At 59.4% G+C, this 16,228-nt stretch carries 13 protein-coding genes and 1 pseudogene; 10 read left to right on the top strand and 4 right to left on the bottom strand.

The features are described 5' to 3' along the window. Positions 1 to 8: 8 nt before the first annotated feature. The gene (locus HLUSI_RS0115130) at positions 9 to 623 is read right to left on the bottom strand and encodes a TetR/AcrR family transcriptional regulator (RefSeq protein ID WP_016834784.1); all 615 of its coding nucleotides are present in this window, start codon (positions 621 to 623) and stop codon (positions 9 to 11) included. A gap of 110 nt (positions 624 to 733) precedes the next feature. Between HLUSI_RS0115130 and HLUSI_RS0115135 the strand changes: the two genes are divergently transcribed. Then, positions 734 to 1,663, top strand: coding sequence for a patatin-like phospholipase family protein (locus HLUSI_RS0115135; RefSeq protein WP_029363563.1), 930 nt, complete (start codon positions 734 to 736; stop codon positions 1,661 to 1,663). An 89-nt stretch (positions 1,664 to 1,752) separates the two neighbouring features. Here HLUSI_RS0115135 and HLUSI_RS0115140 read toward each other — a convergent pair whose 3' ends face one another. Beyond that, on the bottom strand, positions 1,753 to 2,322 hold the full coding sequence (locus HLUSI_RS0115140; RefSeq protein WP_029363564.1) for a C40 family peptidase: 570 nt from the start codon (positions 2,320 to 2,322) through the stop codon (positions 1,753 to 1,755). A gap of 231 nt (positions 2,323 to 2,553) precedes the next feature. Between HLUSI_RS0115140 and HLUSI_RS0115145 the strand changes: the two genes are divergently transcribed. From HLUSI_RS0115145 to greA, 4 genes are all read left to right on the top strand, one after another. Then, positions 2,554 to 2,961, top strand: a complete 408-nt coding sequence (locus HLUSI_RS0115145; protein WP_016834787.1) for a GlcG/HbpS family heme-binding protein — start codon at positions 2,554 to 2,556, stop codon at positions 2,959 to 2,961. Between the two features lie 335 nt (positions 2,962 to 3,296). Beyond that, positions 3,297 to 4,460 (top strand): glutamine-hydrolyzing carbamoyl-phosphate synthase small subunit, encoded by a 1,164-nt coding sequence (gene carA, locus HLUSI_RS0115150; protein WP_029363565.1) that lies wholly within the window; start codon positions 3,297 to 3,299, stop codon positions 4,458 to 4,460. Beyond that, positions 4,453 to 7,686 (top strand): carbamoyl-phosphate synthase large subunit, encoded by a 3,234-nt coding sequence (carB, locus tag HLUSI_RS0115155; RefSeq protein WP_016834789.1) that lies wholly within the window; start codon positions 4,453 to 4,455, stop codon positions 7,684 to 7,686. Before carA ends, carB begins: the two co-directional genes overlap by 8 nt. 205 nt (positions 7,687 to 7,891) lie before the next feature. Then, a complete protein-coding gene (gene greA / locus HLUSI_RS0115160; protein ID WP_029363566.1) occupies positions 7,892 to 8,374 on the top strand; it encodes a transcription elongation factor GreA in 483 nt (160 codons plus the stop codon). Between the two features lie 128 nt (positions 8,375 to 8,502). Here greA and HLUSI_RS0115165 read toward each other — a convergent pair whose 3' ends face one another. Further along, positions 8,503 to 8,967, bottom strand: coding sequence for a YhbY family RNA-binding protein (locus HLUSI_RS0115165; RefSeq protein WP_029363567.1), 465 nt, complete (start codon positions 8,965 to 8,967; stop codon positions 8,503 to 8,505). 96 nt (positions 8,968 to 9,063) lie between these two features. Here HLUSI_RS0115165 and HLUSI_RS28845 point away from each other — a divergent pair. From HLUSI_RS28845 to phoB, 5 genes and pseudogenes are all read left to right on the top strand, one after another. Then, positions 9,064 to 9,691 (top strand): annotated as a pseudogene (locus HLUSI_RS28845) (RlmE family RNA methyltransferase). A 330-nt stretch (positions 9,692 to 10,021) separates the two neighbouring features. Beyond that, on the top strand, positions 10,022 to 11,905 hold the full coding sequence (ftsH, locus tag HLUSI_RS0115175) for an ATP-dependent zinc metalloprotease FtsH (RefSeq protein WP_016834792.1): 1,884 nt from the start codon (positions 10,022 to 10,024) through the stop codon (positions 11,903 to 11,905). Positions 11,906 to 12,096: 191 nt separating this feature from the next. Beyond that, a complete protein-coding gene (gene folP / locus HLUSI_RS0115180) occupies positions 12,097 to 12,972 on the top strand; it encodes a dihydropteroate synthase (RefSeq protein WP_029363568.1) in 876 nt (291 codons plus the stop codon). Between the two features lie 19 nt (positions 12,973 to 12,991). Next, positions 12,992 to 14,329 carry a phosphoglucosamine mutase gene (gene glmM / locus HLUSI_RS0115185; protein ID WP_029363569.1) on the top strand — a complete coding sequence of 446 codons (1,338 nt, stop codon included), beginning with the start codon at positions 12,992 to 12,994 and terminating at the stop codon, positions 14,327 to 14,329. A gap of 124 nt (positions 14,330 to 14,453) precedes the next feature. Further along, a complete protein-coding gene (phoB, locus tag HLUSI_RS0115190; RefSeq protein WP_016834795.1) occupies positions 14,454 to 15,149 on the top strand; it encodes a phosphate regulon transcriptional regulator PhoB in 696 nt (231 codons plus the stop codon). 60 nt (positions 15,150 to 15,209) lie between these two features. On the opposite strand, the gene HLUSI_RS0115195 is transcribed toward phoB, so the two are convergent. Further along, positions 15,210 to 16,228, bottom strand: a 1,019-nt coding sequence (locus HLUSI_RS0115195; RefSeq protein ID WP_016834796.1) for a c-type cytochrome, incomplete at its 5' end; no start/stop codon positions are given.

Here is a 16,228-nt window from a genome sequence, read left to right on the forward strand (position 1 = left end):
AAAAATTTTTAATCGAGCACTTTCATGGCCTTGTCAATCAGGCCGTTCATTTCTTTCTTGCTGCGGCCTGTCTTGCCGATGACGCGCATGCCCTGCATGACGCACAAGAGCAAACGGGCTGTCGCCGCTGCTTCGACATGGGCAGGAACGCTGCCATCTTCCTGCCCTTGGCGAATGAACAGGGCCAGTCGCTTTTCGTGGACATCAAGGGATTGCGCCACGCGTCCGGCGATCTCAGGATCGGAAATCGCGAGCTCGACGGCGCTGCTGACGATCAGGCAGCCGCGCCGACCATCGTCGTCGTAGCTTGATGCCGCATAGAGCGCCAGCAAGGTCCGCACCCGTTCGCGACCGGTCCGGGCGGACTCCAGCGCTTGTCGCAGGCGTTCGGTGCGCAGCGCGATATAGCGTTCGAGGGCGGCGATGAAAACCGCTCTTTTATCGTCGAAGGCCTTGTAGATGCTGCCGGCGGTCAATCCCAGGGCGGTCCCCAGATCGCTGACCGAGGCGCCGTAATAGCCCTTTTCCGTAAACACGACAATTGCCTTGTCCAGTGCTGCATCGATATCGAACTCGCGCGGACGGCCGCGGCTGCGAGGAATGTTGGGAGGAGTGGAGGCCATGCCTGCAATTATAGGAAATGATTGTTTCCTAATCAAGTGCCGATTGGATGGGGCGATTACGCTAAAATGGCTGCGCCCGTTCGGGCTGAGATTCTCTGCTCTAGAAGAACATGTCTGTTTTGCATCGCTTCCTCGCCTTATCCTCCGCTGTTTTGTTGACGGCCTGCAATGGCTTGATGCCGTCCAAGTCGGCAACGCCTATCGAAACGTCTCCGGTGACGCCGGTGGCAGCGCCGACCAAATTGCCGCAAAAGCCGCGTATTGCACTGGCCCTGGGTGGCGGCGCCGCGCGTGGGTTTGCGCACGTGGGCGTGATCAAGGCGCTGGAGTCGCAAGGTATCGTGCCTGACATCGTGGTCGGCACCAGTGCAGGCAGCCTGGTCGGCGCGCTTTACGCCGCCGGCAACAGTGGCTTTGCGCTGCAGAAGCTGGCGCTGGACATGGACGAGGCGACCATTTCCGATTGGTCGGTGCCGTTCTTCGCCAAGGTCAGCGGCGTGCTCAAGGGCGAGGGCGTGCAGACGTATGTGAATCGTTCGGTGAACAACCTGCCGATCGAAAAATTCAAGATCCCATTCGGTGCCGTGGCGACCGATCTCAAAACCGGCCAGGCGATCCTGTTCCGGCGCGGTAATGCCGGCATCGCGGTGCGCGCGTCATCGGCCGTGCCGGGCGTATTCCAGTCGGTCAAGATCGGCGATCACTATTATGTGGACGGCGGACTGGTGGCGCCGGTGCCGGTGCATTTTGCGCGCGAGATGGGCGCAGACTTCGTCATCGCGGTAAATATCTCAGCCCAGCCCGAGGCGCAGGCTTCGGCCAGTTCGGTCGATGTCATGCTGCAAACTTTCGCGATCATGGGACAGAGCATCAACAACTACGAGCTAAAAGATGCCGATGTCGTGATTCAGCCTGGTCTGGGAGCGATGAAGGGCAGCGATTTCGCCGGCCGCAACCTGGCGATCCTGGCCGGCGAGCAGGCCGCCATGAAGGCGATGCCTGACCTGAAGGCGAAGCTGAAACTCAAAGGCGGGAACTGATCTGCGTTGTCAGGCGGGAAATAAGAGGGTGCTACGAAGGCGACCGGGAAGGTGATGAGGGGAGCTGCGGATGAAGTCCCGCAGAAAACTTATTGCTGGTCTTCAGCAGTCGTCGAAATGCGGCGTGCACCATTAAAGCGCTTTTTCCAGTAAGCCACATCCATGTCTTCGATGCGCACCTGGCCGCCGGCGGAGGGCGAATGGATGAATTTGCCATCGCCGAGATAGATGCCGACATGCGAGAAGCCGCGGCGCAGCGTGTTGTAGAACACCAGGTCGCCCGGACGCAGGTCAACCACTTTTTCGCCGACGCGGCTGATCTCGGCCGAAGTGCGCGGTAAATCCGTGCCGAGCGCTTCCTTGAACACATAACGCACCAGGCCGCTGCAATCGAGGCCGGTTTCCGGCGATGTGCCGCCGTAACGATAGTTGATGCCGAGCATGCTCAATGCCTGGACAGCCAGTTCGGAAGCGCGGTTGGTGATGTCGTGCAGTTTGGCGAGAGCGATGTTTGCCTTGCCGGGAGGAGGGGTGTCTTGTTGCAGGGGTGTTTCGATACTCCATGCAGCGCTGCAGAACCAGAATCCGGCAGCCAGCACGCATGATTTTGCGAGGTGTCGTCGGAATCGGTTGGTTTTTGCGGCGTTGCGTGTTGTCATCAGGACATTTTCCTATGGGTATGACTGCTGGAATGTAAACAATTTAGCCAGTAATGTCAAAAGCTTATTTCTCGTTATCTTACAAAAATTGCAATAAAGTCAAGACCTTACGTGCAGGAGGATGCCCTCGACGAAGGGGGCGATCTCCCGGGTTTTGCATATTTTGCGCCGGCGAGCCAATCTCGAATTACAATCAGCATTCTTTTTTTACTTGAGCCATTTGGGAGCATCATGCAAACGAAACCGTATCTGACCCTCGACGATCTGAAGAAAATTGCCGCCGGCGCCGAAGCCGAAGCCCGTGCCAACAACTGGAATGTGGTCATTTCCGTGGTCGACGATGGCGGCCACCTGCTGTGGCTGCAACGCATGGACGGCGCTGCTCCGATCTCCTCGCAGATCGCCCCGGCCAAGGCCCGCACCGCTGCGCTGGGTCGCCGTGAAAGCAAGATCTATGAAGACATGATCAACAACGGCCGTTTCTCCTTCCTGTGCGCGCCTGAACTGGACGGCTTGCTGGAAGGCGGCGTGCCTATCGTGGTCGACGGTCAATGTGTCGGCGCGGTCGGCGTGTCGGGCGTGAAGTCGTCGGAAGACGTACAGATCGGCAAGGCAGGCATCGCCGCACTGGGTCTCTGATAGCGTTGATCGGTAACGATGTTGGCAGATGCGTAATTTGCTAATTAGTTGATTTTTAGCCGATTTTTGTCTACGGGCAAGCCCCTGAAATGCGCTTTCCGGCAATCTTAGGATTTGCTGGGGGGCGCATTTTGCGCTATAATCGAGCGGTTTAGCTAATTTAAATTCCGCCGTAGCGCATACCGAATCTTCCATCTCGTCCCAGCACGCCAACCAAGCTCCCCATTGCATCAAAACGGGGAATTTGCGCCGGTCGTCGGTTGGGTAACTGAGTGCAGAATCTCTGCAGCACGATCTGGTCAGGCCAGCGGCGGTAACAATCTCAGGAGTTACCCTTGCTGCCTCTTCTTTCTGGCCCTACCGTTCCGGCCATCCTCGCGCTAGCAGACGGGTCCGTTTTTCTTGGTGTTTCCATCGGCGCTGCCGGCAACACGACAGGTGAGGTGGTTTTCAACACCGCCATGACCGGCTACCAGGAAATTCTGACCGATCCCAGCTACAGCCAACAGATCGTCACACTGACTTACCCGCATATCGGCAATGCCGGCGTCAATCCCGAAGACGTCGAAGCCTCGCAGATTCACGCTGCCGGCCTGATCATCAAGGATCTGCCGCGTCTGACTTCCAATTTCCGCACCAAGCAAACACTGACCGAATACCTGCAAGCCAGCAACATCGTGGCCATTGCCGATATCGACACGCGCAAGCTGACCCGCATCCTGCGTGAAAAGGGCGCGCAAGGCGGCGCCATCGTCGCCGGCGAAACAAACATTGAAGCGGCAACCGCCAAGGCGCTGGAGCTGGCGCGCGGTTTCCCGGGACTGGCCGGCATGGACCTGGCCAAGGTCGTGTCGACCAGGCAAGCCTACAACTGGACCGAGACCGAGTGGAAACTGGGTCGCGGCTACGGTCAGCAGATCACGCCGAAATTCCACGTGGTCGCGTTCGACTACGGCGTCAAGTACAACATCCTGCGCATGCTCGCCGAGCGCGGCTGCAAAGTGACCGTGCTGCCGGCGCAGGCGTCCGCTGCTGAAGCGCTGGCCCTGAATCCGGACGGCATCTTCCTGTCCAATGGTCCCGGCGATCCGGAGCCATGCGACTACGCGATTGCCGCGTCCAGGGAACTGATCGAGCGCGGCATCCCGACCTTCGGCATCTGCCTCGGCCACCAGATCATGGCGCTGGCCTCCGGCGCCAAGACACTGAAGATGAAGTTCGGCCACCACGGCGCCAACCATCCGGTCCAGGACCTGGACACCAGGCAAGTGCTGATCACTTCGCAAAACCACGGTTTCGCCGTGGATGCCGCAACCTTGCCGGCCAACTGCCGCGTCACGCACGTGTCGCTGTTCGACGGTTCGCTGCAAGGTTTCGCCCGTACCGATAAGCCTGCGTTCTGCTTCCAGGGCCACCCCGAAGCATCGCCCGGGCCGCATGACATCGCCCCCCTGTTCGATAAATTTGTGGCGATGATGGAGAAAAAGAACCATGCCTAAGCGTAACGACATTAAAAGCATCCTGATCATCGGCGCTGGTCCGATCATCATCGGCCAGGCCTGCGAATTCGACTATTCCGGTGCGCAAGCCTGTAAGGCGCTGCGTGAAGAGGGCTACAAAGTCATCCTGGTCAATAGCAATCCCGCGACCATCATGACCGACCCTGAAATGGCCGACGTCACCTACATCGAGCCGATTACCTGGCAAGTGGTGGAACGCATCATCGCCAAGGAAAAGCCGGACGCGATCCTGCCGACCATGGGCGGCCAGACTGCGCTGAACTGCGCACTCGACCTGCACCGCAACGGCGTGCTCGAAAAATACGGTTGCGAACTGATCGGCGCCTCGCCGGAAGCCATCGACAAGGCCGAAGACCGCTCCAAGTTCAAGGACGCCATGACCAAGATCGGTCTGGGCTCCGCACGTTCGGGCGTGGCGCACACCCTGGAAGAATCGTGGGCGGTGCAGAAGGAACTGGGCTTCCCGGTCATCATTCGTCCATCGTTCACCATGGGCGGCACCGGCGGCGGCATCGCCTACAACGCCGAAGAATTCGAAACCATCTGCAAGCGCGGCCTGGAAGCATCGCCGACCACCGAACTGCTGATTGAAGAATCGCTGATCGGCTGGAAAGAGTACGAGATGGAAGTCGTGCGCGACAAGGCCGACAACTGCATCATCGTTTGCTCGATCGAAAACCTGGATCCGATGGGCGTGCACACCGGCGACTCCATCACTGTCGCACCGGCGCAAACGCTGACCGACAAGGAATACCAGATCATGCGTAACGCCTCGCTGGCGGTGCTGCGTGAAATCGGCGTCGATACCGGCGGTTCCAACGTGCAGTTCTCGGTCAATCCGGCCGACGGCCGCATGATCGTCATCGAAATGAATCCGCGCGTCTCGCGTTCGTCGGCGCTGGCTTCCAAGGCGACCGGTTTCCCGATCGCCAAGATCGCCGCCAAGCTGGCGGTTGGTTTTACTTTGGATGAGCTGCGCAACGAAATCACCGGCGGCGCGACGCCGGCCTCGTTCGAGCCGTCGATCGATTATGTCGTCACCAAGATTCCACGCTTTGCGTTCGAGAAATTCCCGCAAGCCGATAACCACCTGACCACGCAAATGAAGTCGGTCGGTGAAGTCATGGCGATCGGCCGCACCTTCCAGGAATCGTTCCAGAAAGCCCTGCGCGGCCTGGAAGTCGGCGTCGACGGCATGAACGAAAAGACCACCGACCACGAAACCATCAAGGAAGAACTGGGCGAGCCTGGTCCTGACCGTATCTGGTATGTGGGCGATGCATTCGCACAAGGTTTCACGCTGGAAGAAGTGCACGGCCTGACGCACATCGATCCGTGGTTCCTGTCGCAGATCAAGGAAATCGTCGATATCGAATTGTGGCTGGAAAGCAGCCAGACGCTGGAAGGTCTGGACAAGGCAACGCTGTACAAGCTCAAGCAAAAGGGTTTCGCCGACCGTCGCCTGGCCAAGCTGCTGAAGGTCACCGACACCGCCGTGCGGGAGAAGCGCCATGCGCTGAATATTCGCCCTGTCTACAAGCGCGTCGATACCTGCGCCGGCGAATTCTCGACCAATACCGCGTACATGTACTCGACCTATGAAGAAGAGTGCGAGTCGAAGCCGACCGACAAGAAAAAAATCATGGTCCTGGGCGGCGGTCCGAACCGCATCGGCCAGGGTATCGAATTCGACTATTGCTGCGTGCACGCTGCGCTGGCAATGCGCGAAGACGGTTACGAAACCATCATGGTCAACTGCAATCCGGAAACCGTCTCGACCGACTACGACACCTCCGACCGTCTGTATTTCGAATCGCTGACGCTGGAAGACGTGCTGGAAATCGTCGCGCTGGAAAAACCATACGGCGTGATCGTCCAGTACGGCGGCCAGACGCCGCTGAAGCTGGCGCTCGACCTGGAAGCCAACGGCGTGCCTATCGTCGGCACCTCGCCGGACATGATCGACGCTGCGGAAGACCGCGAGCGTTTCCAAAAACTGTTGCAAGACCTCGGCCTGCGTCAACCGCCGAACCGTACCGCGCGTACCGAAGCAGACGCACTGCGCCTGGCGCAGGAAATCGGTTATCCGCTGGTGGTGCGTCCGTCGTACGTGCTGGGTGGCCGCGCGATGGAAATCGTCCACGAGCAACGCGACCTCGAGCGCTATATGCGCGAAGCGGTCAAGGTGTCGCATGACTCGCCGGTGCTGCTGGACCGCTTCCTGAACGATGCGATCGAAGTCGACGTCGACTGCCTGTCGGACGGCGAGCGCACCTTCATCGGCGGCGTGATGGAACATATCGAACAAGCCGGCGTGCACTCTGGCGACTCGGCCTGCTCGCTGCCGCCTTACTCGCTGGCGAAAGACACCATCGAAGAACTGAAGCGCCAGACTGCATTGATGGCCAAGGGCCTCAACGTGGTCGGCCTGATGAACGTGCAGTTCGCGATCCAGCAAACTGAAGTCGACGGCAAGCTGCAAGACGTCGTCTTCGTACTGGAAGTGAACCCGCGTGCCTCGCGCACCGTGCCGTTCGTCTCCAAGGCAACCGGCCTGCAACTGGCCAAGATCGCCGCACGCTGCATGGTCGGCCAGTCGCTGGACAGCCAGGGCATCAAGAACGAAGTGATCCCGCCTTACTTCAGCGTCAAGGAAGCCGTGTTCCCGTTCGTCAAGTTCCCGGGCGTCGACACCATCCTCGGACCTGAGATGAAGTCGACCGGCGAAGTCATGGGCGTGGGCAAGACCTTCGGCGAAGCCTTCGTGAAGTCGCAGCTGGGCGCGGGCGTCAAGCTGCCGACATCGGGCAAGGTATTCCTGAGCGTCAAGGGCAGCGACAAGCCGCGCGCCGTGCAAGTGGCGAAGGATCTGGTCGGCCTCGGCTTCTCGATCGTCGCGACCAAGGGTACCGCCGCCGCCATCAGCGCGGCCGGCATTCCCGTGACCACCGTGAACAAGGTGGTTGAAGGTCGTCCGCACATCGTCGACATGATCAAGAACAACGAAATCACACTCGTGGTCAACACGGTCGAAGAGAAGCGCACCGCGATTGCCGACTCCGGCGCGATCCGTACTTCGGCACTGGCAGCGCGCGTGACGACGTTCACGACCATCGCCGGCGCAGAGGCTGCGGTGGAGGGCATGCGTCATCTGAATGCGCTGGATGTGTATGATTTACAAGGGCTGCATAAAGCTATACACTAAACCCTCATACACGTTTTATTGCTAGCCACAGAGGGCATCTGAGTATTCGATGCCCTCTGTGTCTTTTTTAACGGCAAACTCTGTATTTGCCCGCAAGGGCTGTTGGGACATTGCGCTGGGCGGACCACCGTTTCCAGGGCAATGTCCCAACAGCCTTATGGGGGCAAGTCATACAAAAGTGCCTCATTTTTTTGTTGAGAGTTTTATGAGTACAGTACCCATCACCAAGTATGGTGCAGAGCTTCTGAAGGAAGAGTTGCAACGTCTGAAAACCAAAGAACGTCCGGCCGTCATCAACGCGATTGCCGAAGCGCGCGCGCAAGGCGATCTGTCGGAAAACGCCGAATATGATGCCGCCAAGGAACGCCAGGCTTTCATCGAAGGCCGTATTGCGGATCTGGAAGGCAAGCTGGGTTCGTCGCTGATCGTCGATCCCGCGACCCTGAGCTCGGGCGCCGACGGACGCGTGGTGTTTGCTGCGACCGTCGATCTGGAAAATCTGGACAGCGGTGAAAAAGTCACCTATCAGATCGTCGGTATCGACGAAGCCGATATCAAGGTGTCGAAGGTGTCGGTGACATCGCCGATCGCACGTGCACTGATCGGCAAGAGCGCCGGCGACGTGGTTGCGGTCGAAGCGCCATCGGGCGTGCGCGAGTATGAAATTCTGAAAGTGCGCTACGTTTAAGTCATGGCGTAAAAGGCCGACGCAGGTGCTGTTGATGAGCTGGAAATAATTTACGGCACTCTGCGATGGTTAAGAAAATGCCCGCTGAAGCGGGCATTTTTTCTTGCTCAAATCCGATGGGTGGATGATCAGCCCATGGATTTTTTTGCACTCTTCTGACGCGGTTTGGCGCGCTTGATCGAGCCGCCCGCCGTAACGCGTTCGTTACCCTTGATCATGACCTTGGTCACCGATGGGCGCTTGGTGCCGCTGGCGCTGGGCTTGACGATGGTGACTTCGCGCATGCCCTTGCCGCGTGTTTCGCTGCGTTCCTTGACGGCGTCCTTCTTGGGACGGAAGATCACCAGCAGCTTGCCGATGTGTTGCACCGGCGCGGCTTTCAGTTCTTCGCAGATGGTGTCGTAAATGGCGACGCGGGCTTCGCGGTCATCTCCGAACACGCGCACCTTGATAAGGCCGTGGGCGTTCAGGCTGGCATCGATTTCTTTGGTGACTGCAGGCGTCAGGCCGCCTTCGCCGACGATCACGACAGGGCTCAGGCCATGCGCTTCGGCGCGCAATTCACTGCGCTCTGCAGGAGTAAGTTTCAACATAGTTTGTTTCCGGTGGGAGAGCGGCTTGTAGCCTGAGGCCGGCAAGAACCGGACCGAACTCTGTCCCTCAATATTTAAAACCAGTATTCTACGCGAATGGCAAAGAAGAAATTAAACAAAAACTGGCTGCACGATCACATTAACGACCCGTATGTGAAGCTTGCGCAGAAGGAAGGCTATCGCGCACGCGCGGCCTACAAGCTCAAGGAAATCGACGAGGAAGAGAAGCTGATCAAGCCCGGCCAGGTCATCGTCGACCTCGGCTCGACGCCCGGCAGCTGGTCGCAGTACGCCCGCAACAAGCTGGCCGGCCTCGAAGGCGGCGGCATCCGCGGCACCATCATCGGGCTGGACATGCTGCCGATGGATCCGATTGCCGACGTCCACTTCATCCAGGGCGACTTCCGCGAGGAGGATTCCCTGCGCCAGCTGGAAGCGATTCTGTCTGGTGCTGTCCGACATGGCGCCCAACCTGTCCGGCGTAGCGATTTCCGATGCGGCGCGGGTCGAGCATCTTATCGATCTGGCAATTGAATTCGCTCAGGCGCACATGAAGCCGACCGGCTCCGTGCTCGTGAAATGCTTCAACGGCACCGGCTACAACGAGCTGGTGCACAAATTCCGGGCCGAATTCAAGACGGTGATGTCGAAGAAGCCCAAGGCCAGTCGCGACAAGTCGTCGGAAATTTTCCTTCTGGGCAAGGTTTTGAAAAATCCGCAGTAAGCCTTGCGCGTATTTTTCCGTAAAAATCGCGTAATAAACCGGTATTTGGCGCATTTTCCTTCTTGATTTCACGCTGTCCGGCCACACATCAACTGCAGGAAACCTTCTTTGGCAGGTCCGAAAGGCGTCATTTGTACCGGTTTTTTGCGTTGTTTTCATGTCGTTTCCAGCGCGATGTTGCCGTCTTTCCGCATTCAAGTTTGCCCGCCGGTTTGCCGTAGTTCAGAGCAGGGCTGCCGGTATGGACGGTTTCCTAGTAAGCGCAGATGAATCCGGGTAAAATCGGATATATATAAGGTAATGAGGCGCGCTCGCGTCGGAGGAGTTCTAGTGAACAACATGTTTTCCAAAGCCGCCATCTGGGTGGTCATCGCGCTTGTGCTGTTTATGGTCTTTAAACAGTTCGACAGCCGCAGTGCGGCGTCCGGCGCTACAGCGATCGCTTACTCCGACTTCATCAGCGAAGTAAAAGCCGGTCACATCAAAGACGCCACCATCGAAGATCGCAGCATCATCGCAACCACGCAAGATGGTAAAAAGGTCAAAACCGCCGCGACCTATCTGGACCGCGGCCTGGTCGGCGATCTGCTGAACAACGGCGTGAAATTCGACGTCAAGCAGCCTGAAGAGCAATCCTTCCTGTCGCAAGTATTCATTTCCTGGTTCCCGATGCTGTTGCTGATCGGCGTCTGGGTGTTCTTCATGCGCCAGATGCAGGGCGGCGGCAAGGGCGGCGCGTTCTCCTTCGGCAAATCGAAGGCGCGCATGCTTGATGAAAACAGCAATTCGGTCACCTTCGCCGACGTCGCCGGTTGCGACGAAGCGAAAGAAGAAGTGCAGGAGCTGGTCGAATTCCTGCGCGATCCAACCAAATTCCAGAAACTCGGCGGCCGCATTCCCCACGGCGTGCTGATGGTCGGTCCTCCGGGCACCGGTAAGACATTGCTGGCGCGCGCCATTGCCGGCGAAGCCAAGGTGCCGTTCTTCACCATCTCCGGTTCCGACTTCGTTGAAATGTTCGTCGGCGTGGGCGCGTCGCGTGTCCGCGACATGTTCGAAAACGCCAAGAAGCACGCACCGTGCATCATCTTCATCGATGAAATCGATGCGGTCGGTCGCCATCGCGGCGCCGGCATGGGCGGCGGCAACGACGAACGTGAACAGACACTGAACCAGATGCTGGTCGAGATGGACGGTTTTGAAGCCAACTCGGGCGTCATCGTGATCGCCGCCACCAACCGCGCCGACGTGCTCGACAAGGCGCTGCTGCGTCCGGGCCGTTTCGACCGTCAGGTGATGGTCGGTTTGCCGGACATCCGCGGCCGCGAACAAATCCTGTACGTTCACATGCGCAAAGTGCCTATCGCTCCTGACGTCAAGGCCGACATCCTGGCACGCGGCACGCCTGGTTTCTCCGGCGCCGACCTTGCCAACCTGGTGAACGAAGCCGCATTGTTCGCCGCGCGCCGCAGCAAGCGCCTGGTGGAAATGCAGGACTTCGAAGATGCCAAGGACAAGATCGTCATGGGTCCGGAACGCAAGTCCGCCGTGATGCGCGAAGAAGAACGCCGCAATACCGCGTTCCACGAGTCCGGCCACGCGGTTGTAGCCAAGCTGCTGCCGAAGGCGGATCCGGTCCACAAGGTCACCATCATGCCGCGCGGTTATGCACTCGGCCTGACCTGGCAGTTGCCTGAACATGATCGCGTCAACATGTACAAGGACAAGATGCTGGAAGAAATCGCCATCCTGTTCGGCGGTCGTATCGCAGAAGAAATCTTCATGCACCAGATGTCGACCGGCGCCTCCAACGACTTTGAGCGCGCAACCAAGCTGGCACGCGCCATGGTGACACGCTACGGCATGTCGGAAGCGCTGGGCACGATGGTCTACGAAGACACCGAGCAAGACGCCTACTTTGGCCGCATGTCGTCGAAGACCGTTTCGGAAGCGACGCAGCAAAAGGTCGACGCTGAAATCCGCAGTATCCTCGACACGCAATACGCACTGTCGCGTCGTCTGCTGGAAGAGAATCGCGACAAGGTCGAAGTCATGGCGCAAAAGCTGCTCGACTGGGAAACCATCGACGCCGACCAGATCAGCGACATCATGGCGGGCAATGAACCGCGTCCGCCTAAGTCGGGTATCCCGGCCAAGAAGTCTTCCGACAATACGCCAGGCGATATTTCGCCGACCGCCACCGCTCCCGCCTGATTGCGGGGTAGGGTGCACAGCTGGTCTCAGGGTGAGGAGCAATCCTCGCCCTTTTTCTTTGTTTGGCGCGGAAGTGCATAGACAGCCGGCAAGCAGCAGTGGCAAGCAGTCCGGAGACGGGCACAATCAATAACGACAAATCATCGCCTGCAGGCACTTCGGGCGCCAGGTTTGAAAACGATGCAGCTTCAATGAGTCAACACACTCTACAATGCGGGCGCTACCGCCTTTCCGTTGCGCCGGGGCGCAGGCCTCTGGTCATGGGCATCCTCAACGTCACTCCCGATTCCTTTTCCGATGGCGGCAGCTACTCCGCGCTTGAGTTCGCCTTGTCGCATGCCGAACAGATGATCGCCGACGGTGTCGACATCATCGACATCGGCGGCGAATCGACCCGTCCGGGCATTCCGCCGGTGCCGCTGGATGAAGAACTGCGGCGCGTGATGCCGGTGATTTACGCCTTGCGTGATTGCGGCAAGCCGCTGTCGATCGATACCTACAAGCCGGAGGTCATGCGCGAGGCGCTGATTGCAGAGGTCGACATGATCAATGACATCAACGGTTTCCGTGCTCCCGGCGCCATCGATGCAGTCAGGGATAGCGCCGCGGGACTATGCATCATGCACATGCAGGGCGAGCCCCAGACCATGCAGCAGCAGCCGAGTTATGGCGACGTGGTGGCGGAAGTAATCGCCTTCCTGCAGGAACGCGTCGGCGCACTGGAAGCTGCGGGCGTGAGACATGAGCGCATTTGCATTGATCCCGGCTTCGGCTTCGGCAAGAGCGTCGGCCACAATTACGACTTGCTGCGCAATACCCGCAGCCTGATCGATACGCTCGATCTGCCGCTGCTGGCCGGCATGTCGCGCAAATCCATGATCGGTGCAATCACCGGCAAGCCGCTTGACCAACGCCTGGCCGGCAGCCTCGGCGCGGCCTTGGCAGCAGCGGCGCAAGGTGCGATGATCATTCGTGTGCATGACGTCGCGGAGACCGTCGACGCGCTCAACGTGTGGCAAGCCGGCATGGCCGGGGACGGCGTGAAAACAATTTATAAAAATACCTGACAAGAAAGAGCTCAGAATCATGGCTGCAAAATACTTTGGTACCGATGGCGTGCGCGGACGTGTGGGAACTGCACCGATTACGCCCGATTTCGTGATGCGCCTCGGCTATGCCGCCGGCAAGGTGCTGACCAAGACCTGGTCTTCCTCGGCCAAGCCGACCGTGCTGATCGGCAAGGACACGCGGATTTCCGGCTACATGCTGGAGGCCGCATTGGAAGCCGGCTTTGCCGCTGCCGGTGTGGATGTGATGCTGGCCGGACCGGTACCGACGCCGGCGGTGGCCTACCTCACCCGCGCATTGCGACTGTCGGCCGGCGTGGTGATTTCGGCCTCGCATAATCCGTATCACGACAACGGCATCAAGTTTTTCTCCGCGTCGGGCAACAAGTTGCCGGATGCGGTGGAAGCGGAGATCGAAGCGGAGCTCGAACAGCCCATGGATTGCGTGTCTTCCGAAAAGCTCGGCAAGGCCAAGCGCCTGGACGACGCCCAGGGCCGCTACATCGAATTCTGCAAGAGCACCTTCCCGAACGATCTCGATCTGCACGGCATGCGCATCGTGGTCGATTGCGCGCATGGCGCGGCTTACCATATCGCGCCGCATGTGTTCCACGAACTCGGCGCCGAAGTCATCACGATCGGCAACAAGCCCGACGGCCTCAACATCAATGAAGGTTTTGGCGCGACGGCGCCGGAGGCCTTGTCCAGGTCTGTGCTGGCAAACAAGGCGCACGTCGGCATTGCGCTTGACGGCGACGCCGACCGGCTGGTGATGGTGGACGCTGCGGGTCGCATCTATAACGGCGACGAGCTGCTGTACGTGATGGTCAAGGACCGTCTCGCCACCGGCCCGGTGCCGGGTGCAGTCGGCACGCTGATGACCAACATGGCGCTGGAAGTCGCTTTCAAGAAAATGGGTATCGGTTTCGCGCGCGCTAAAGTGGGTGACCGCTACGTTCTGGAGACCTTGCAGGAACGCGGCTGGCTGCTGGGCGGCGAAGGCTCGGGTCATTTGCTCTGCCTGGACAAGCACACCACCGGCGACGGCATTGTCTCGGCGTTGCAGGTCTTGTCCGCGCTCAAGCGCGCCAGCCTCAGCCTGGCCGACATGACGGCAGACATTCGTCTCTATCCGCAAGTCCTCATCAACGTGAAGATCCCGGCCGGCTTCGACTGGAAAACCAATCCCGGCATGCAAGCTGAAAAGGACGCCGTCGAACAGGCGCTGGGCGACAGCGGCCGTGTGCTGATCCGTCCTTCCGGCACCGAGCCCCTGATCCGCGTGATGGTCGAGGCGCAGCAGGCCGACGTGGCGCAGACGATGGCAAGGCGGATTGCTGATAAAGTAACGGCCTGAAGCGTGCAGTGACGCCGGTCGCACCGACCGGCAAGCAGCGCGAGGAGCAGGAGCCGGGAAAGGGCTGCTGCCCGGTGATGCCACTCCATGGCGTCGCTCATTACAAGTCAAAACATACCCGCGAATGTCAAAAGACCAGTTACATATCCTGTTAGTCGAAGACGAGCCCAGCATCGCCGAGCTGCTGCGGTTCACCATGCAGGGCGCCGGATTCATCACGTCCATCGCCAGCGACGCGGCGCAGGCGCGCAAGTTGATCGCCGACGCGCTGCCGCATCTGGTGTTGCTGGACTGGATGTTGCCAGATACGTCCGGCCTGGGATTGCTCAGCGAATGGCGCCGCGACGCACGCACGGCTGCTTTGCCGGTGATCATGCTGACCGCCAAGGGGATGGAAGAAGACAAAGTCAAGGGACTCAACGAAGGCGCCGACGACTACGTCACCAAACCGTTTTCGCCGAAGGAGCTGGTGGCGCGCGTGCAGGCGCTGCTGCGCCGCAAGGCGCCGGAAGTGGGGCAACAAAGCCTGACTTACGGCTTGCTCGGCATCGATACCGAACGCCATCGCGTGACGGTCGATCAGCAAGAGGTCGAGCTCGATCAGGCTGAATTCAAACTGCTGCGCTACCTGGTGGCGCATCCCGAGCGCATCTTTTCGCGCGCGCAATTGCTGGACAAGGTCTGGGGCGACCATACCTTCATCGAAGAGCGCACCGTCGACGTCCACATCATGCGCCTGCGCAAATCGCTGGGCGCCGCCGCCGACTACGTCAAGACGGTACGCGGCATGGGCTACAAGCTCAGCATGGAAGAAAAATAGTCAAACCATTCCGCGACGGCGTTGATTGCCGTCGCATCAACATGACGACGCCATGCGTTGTCAATCCAGCGGAATCGACCTGTAGCGATTCACTTCCTGCGGCGACACAAAGCCCGCACGATTATCCCAGCTGTTCCTGATGTACGACACCACGGCAGCCACTTCCTGATCGTTGAGCAGTTGCCCGAACGGCGGCATGCCGTAAGGACGCGGATTGCCTTGCGTTGAAGGAGGGAAGCCGCCATTGAGCACCATCCTGATCGGATTCACTGCCGAACCCATGGTCAATGCACGGTTGCCGTTCATCGGCGGATAAGCCGGTGCGATGCCCTGGCCGCCGGCCTTGTGGCATTCGGCGCAATGCTGCTCATAAATCTTCGCGCCCGCCTGCATCACGCGATCCGCCGTGGCCTTGTCGGGTTGCGGCGTATCGAAAGCGGGCGGCGGGTCGTTTTGCGGCAACGACTTCAGATAGACCGCCATGGCCTGGATGTCGCTGTCGTTGAGATGCTGCAAGCTGCGGCTGACGACTTCCGCCATCGGTCCGAATACGGTGCTGCGCGGCGATACGCCGGTTTTCAGCAGCGCCGTGATGTGTTGCAGTTCCCAGTTGCCGAGACCGGCTTCGGCGTCCGAGGTCAATGACGGCGCGTACCAGTTCATGATCGGAATCAGGCCGCCGCCCAGGTCGGATTTGGCCACCGTTGCACCGAAGGCGTTGCGCGTGGTGTGGCAGGCGCTGCAATGGCCCAGGCCCTGCACCAGGTAGGCGCCGCGGTTCCATTCGACCGATTGTTTGCTGTCGGCGCGATAGGCGCCGGGCGTGAAGTACAGCGCACGCCAGCCGGCCAGCAGGATGCGATTGTTATACGGGAAGCGCAGCGCATGTTCCTGGCTAGGCTGGCGCACCGGCGTCACGGTTTGCATATAAGCGAACAGTGCGTTGGAATCTTCGCGGGTGACCTTGGTGTAGTTCGTGTATGGGAAAGCCGGGTAAAGGAAGCTGCCGTCCTTCGATTTGCCGTGATGCAAGGCGCGCCAGAAATCGTTGGCGCTCCAGGAGCCGAGGCCGGTTTCCT

The organism is Herbaspirillum lusitanum P6-12, from assembly GCF_000256565.1.
GTDB classification, from domain to species: Bacteria; Pseudomonadota; Gammaproteobacteria; order Burkholderiales; family Burkholderiaceae_D; genus Herbaspirillum; species Herbaspirillum lusitanum.

What these genes read in the sequence shown, in the direction of transcription:
- HLUSI_RS0115140 (WP_029363564.1), bottom strand. Translation starts at nt 2,322, where the DNA reads ATGACAACACGCAACGCCGCAAAAACCAACCGATTCCGACGACACCTC.
- HLUSI_RS0115145 (WP_016834787.1), top strand. Translation starts at nt 2,554, where the DNA reads ATGCAAACGAAACCGTATCTGACCCTCGACGATCTGAAGAAAATTGCC.
- HLUSI_RS0115135 (WP_029363563.1), top strand. Translation starts at nt 734, where the DNA reads ATGTCTGTTTTGCATCGCTTCCTCGCCTTATCCTCCGCTGTTTTGTTG.
- HLUSI_RS0115130 (WP_016834784.1), bottom strand. Translation starts at nt 623, where the DNA reads ATGGCCTCCACTCCTCCCAACATTCCTCGCAGCCGCGGCCGTCCGCGC.
- phoB (WP_016834795.1), top strand. Translation starts at nt 14,454, where the DNA reads ATGTCAAAAGACCAGTTACATATCCTGTTAGTCGAAGACGAGCCCAGC.
- folP (WP_029363568.1), top strand. Translation starts at nt 12,097, where the DNA reads ATGAGTCAACACACTCTACAATGCGGGCGCTACCGCCTTTCCGTTGCG.
- HLUSI_RS0115165 (WP_029363567.1), bottom strand. Translation starts at nt 8,967, where the DNA reads ATGTTGAAACTTACTCCTGCAGAGCGCAGTGAATTGCGCGCCGAAGCG.
- glmM (WP_029363569.1), top strand. Translation starts at nt 12,992, where the DNA reads ATGGCTGCAAAATACTTTGGTACCGATGGCGTGCGCGGACGTGTGGGA.
- greA (WP_029363566.1), top strand. Translation starts at nt 7,892, where the DNA reads ATGAGTACAGTACCCATCACCAAGTATGGTGCAGAGCTTCTGAAGGAA.
- carB (WP_016834789.1), top strand. Translation starts at nt 4,453, where the DNA reads ATGCCTAAGCGTAACGACATTAAAAGCATCCTGATCATCGGCGCTGGT.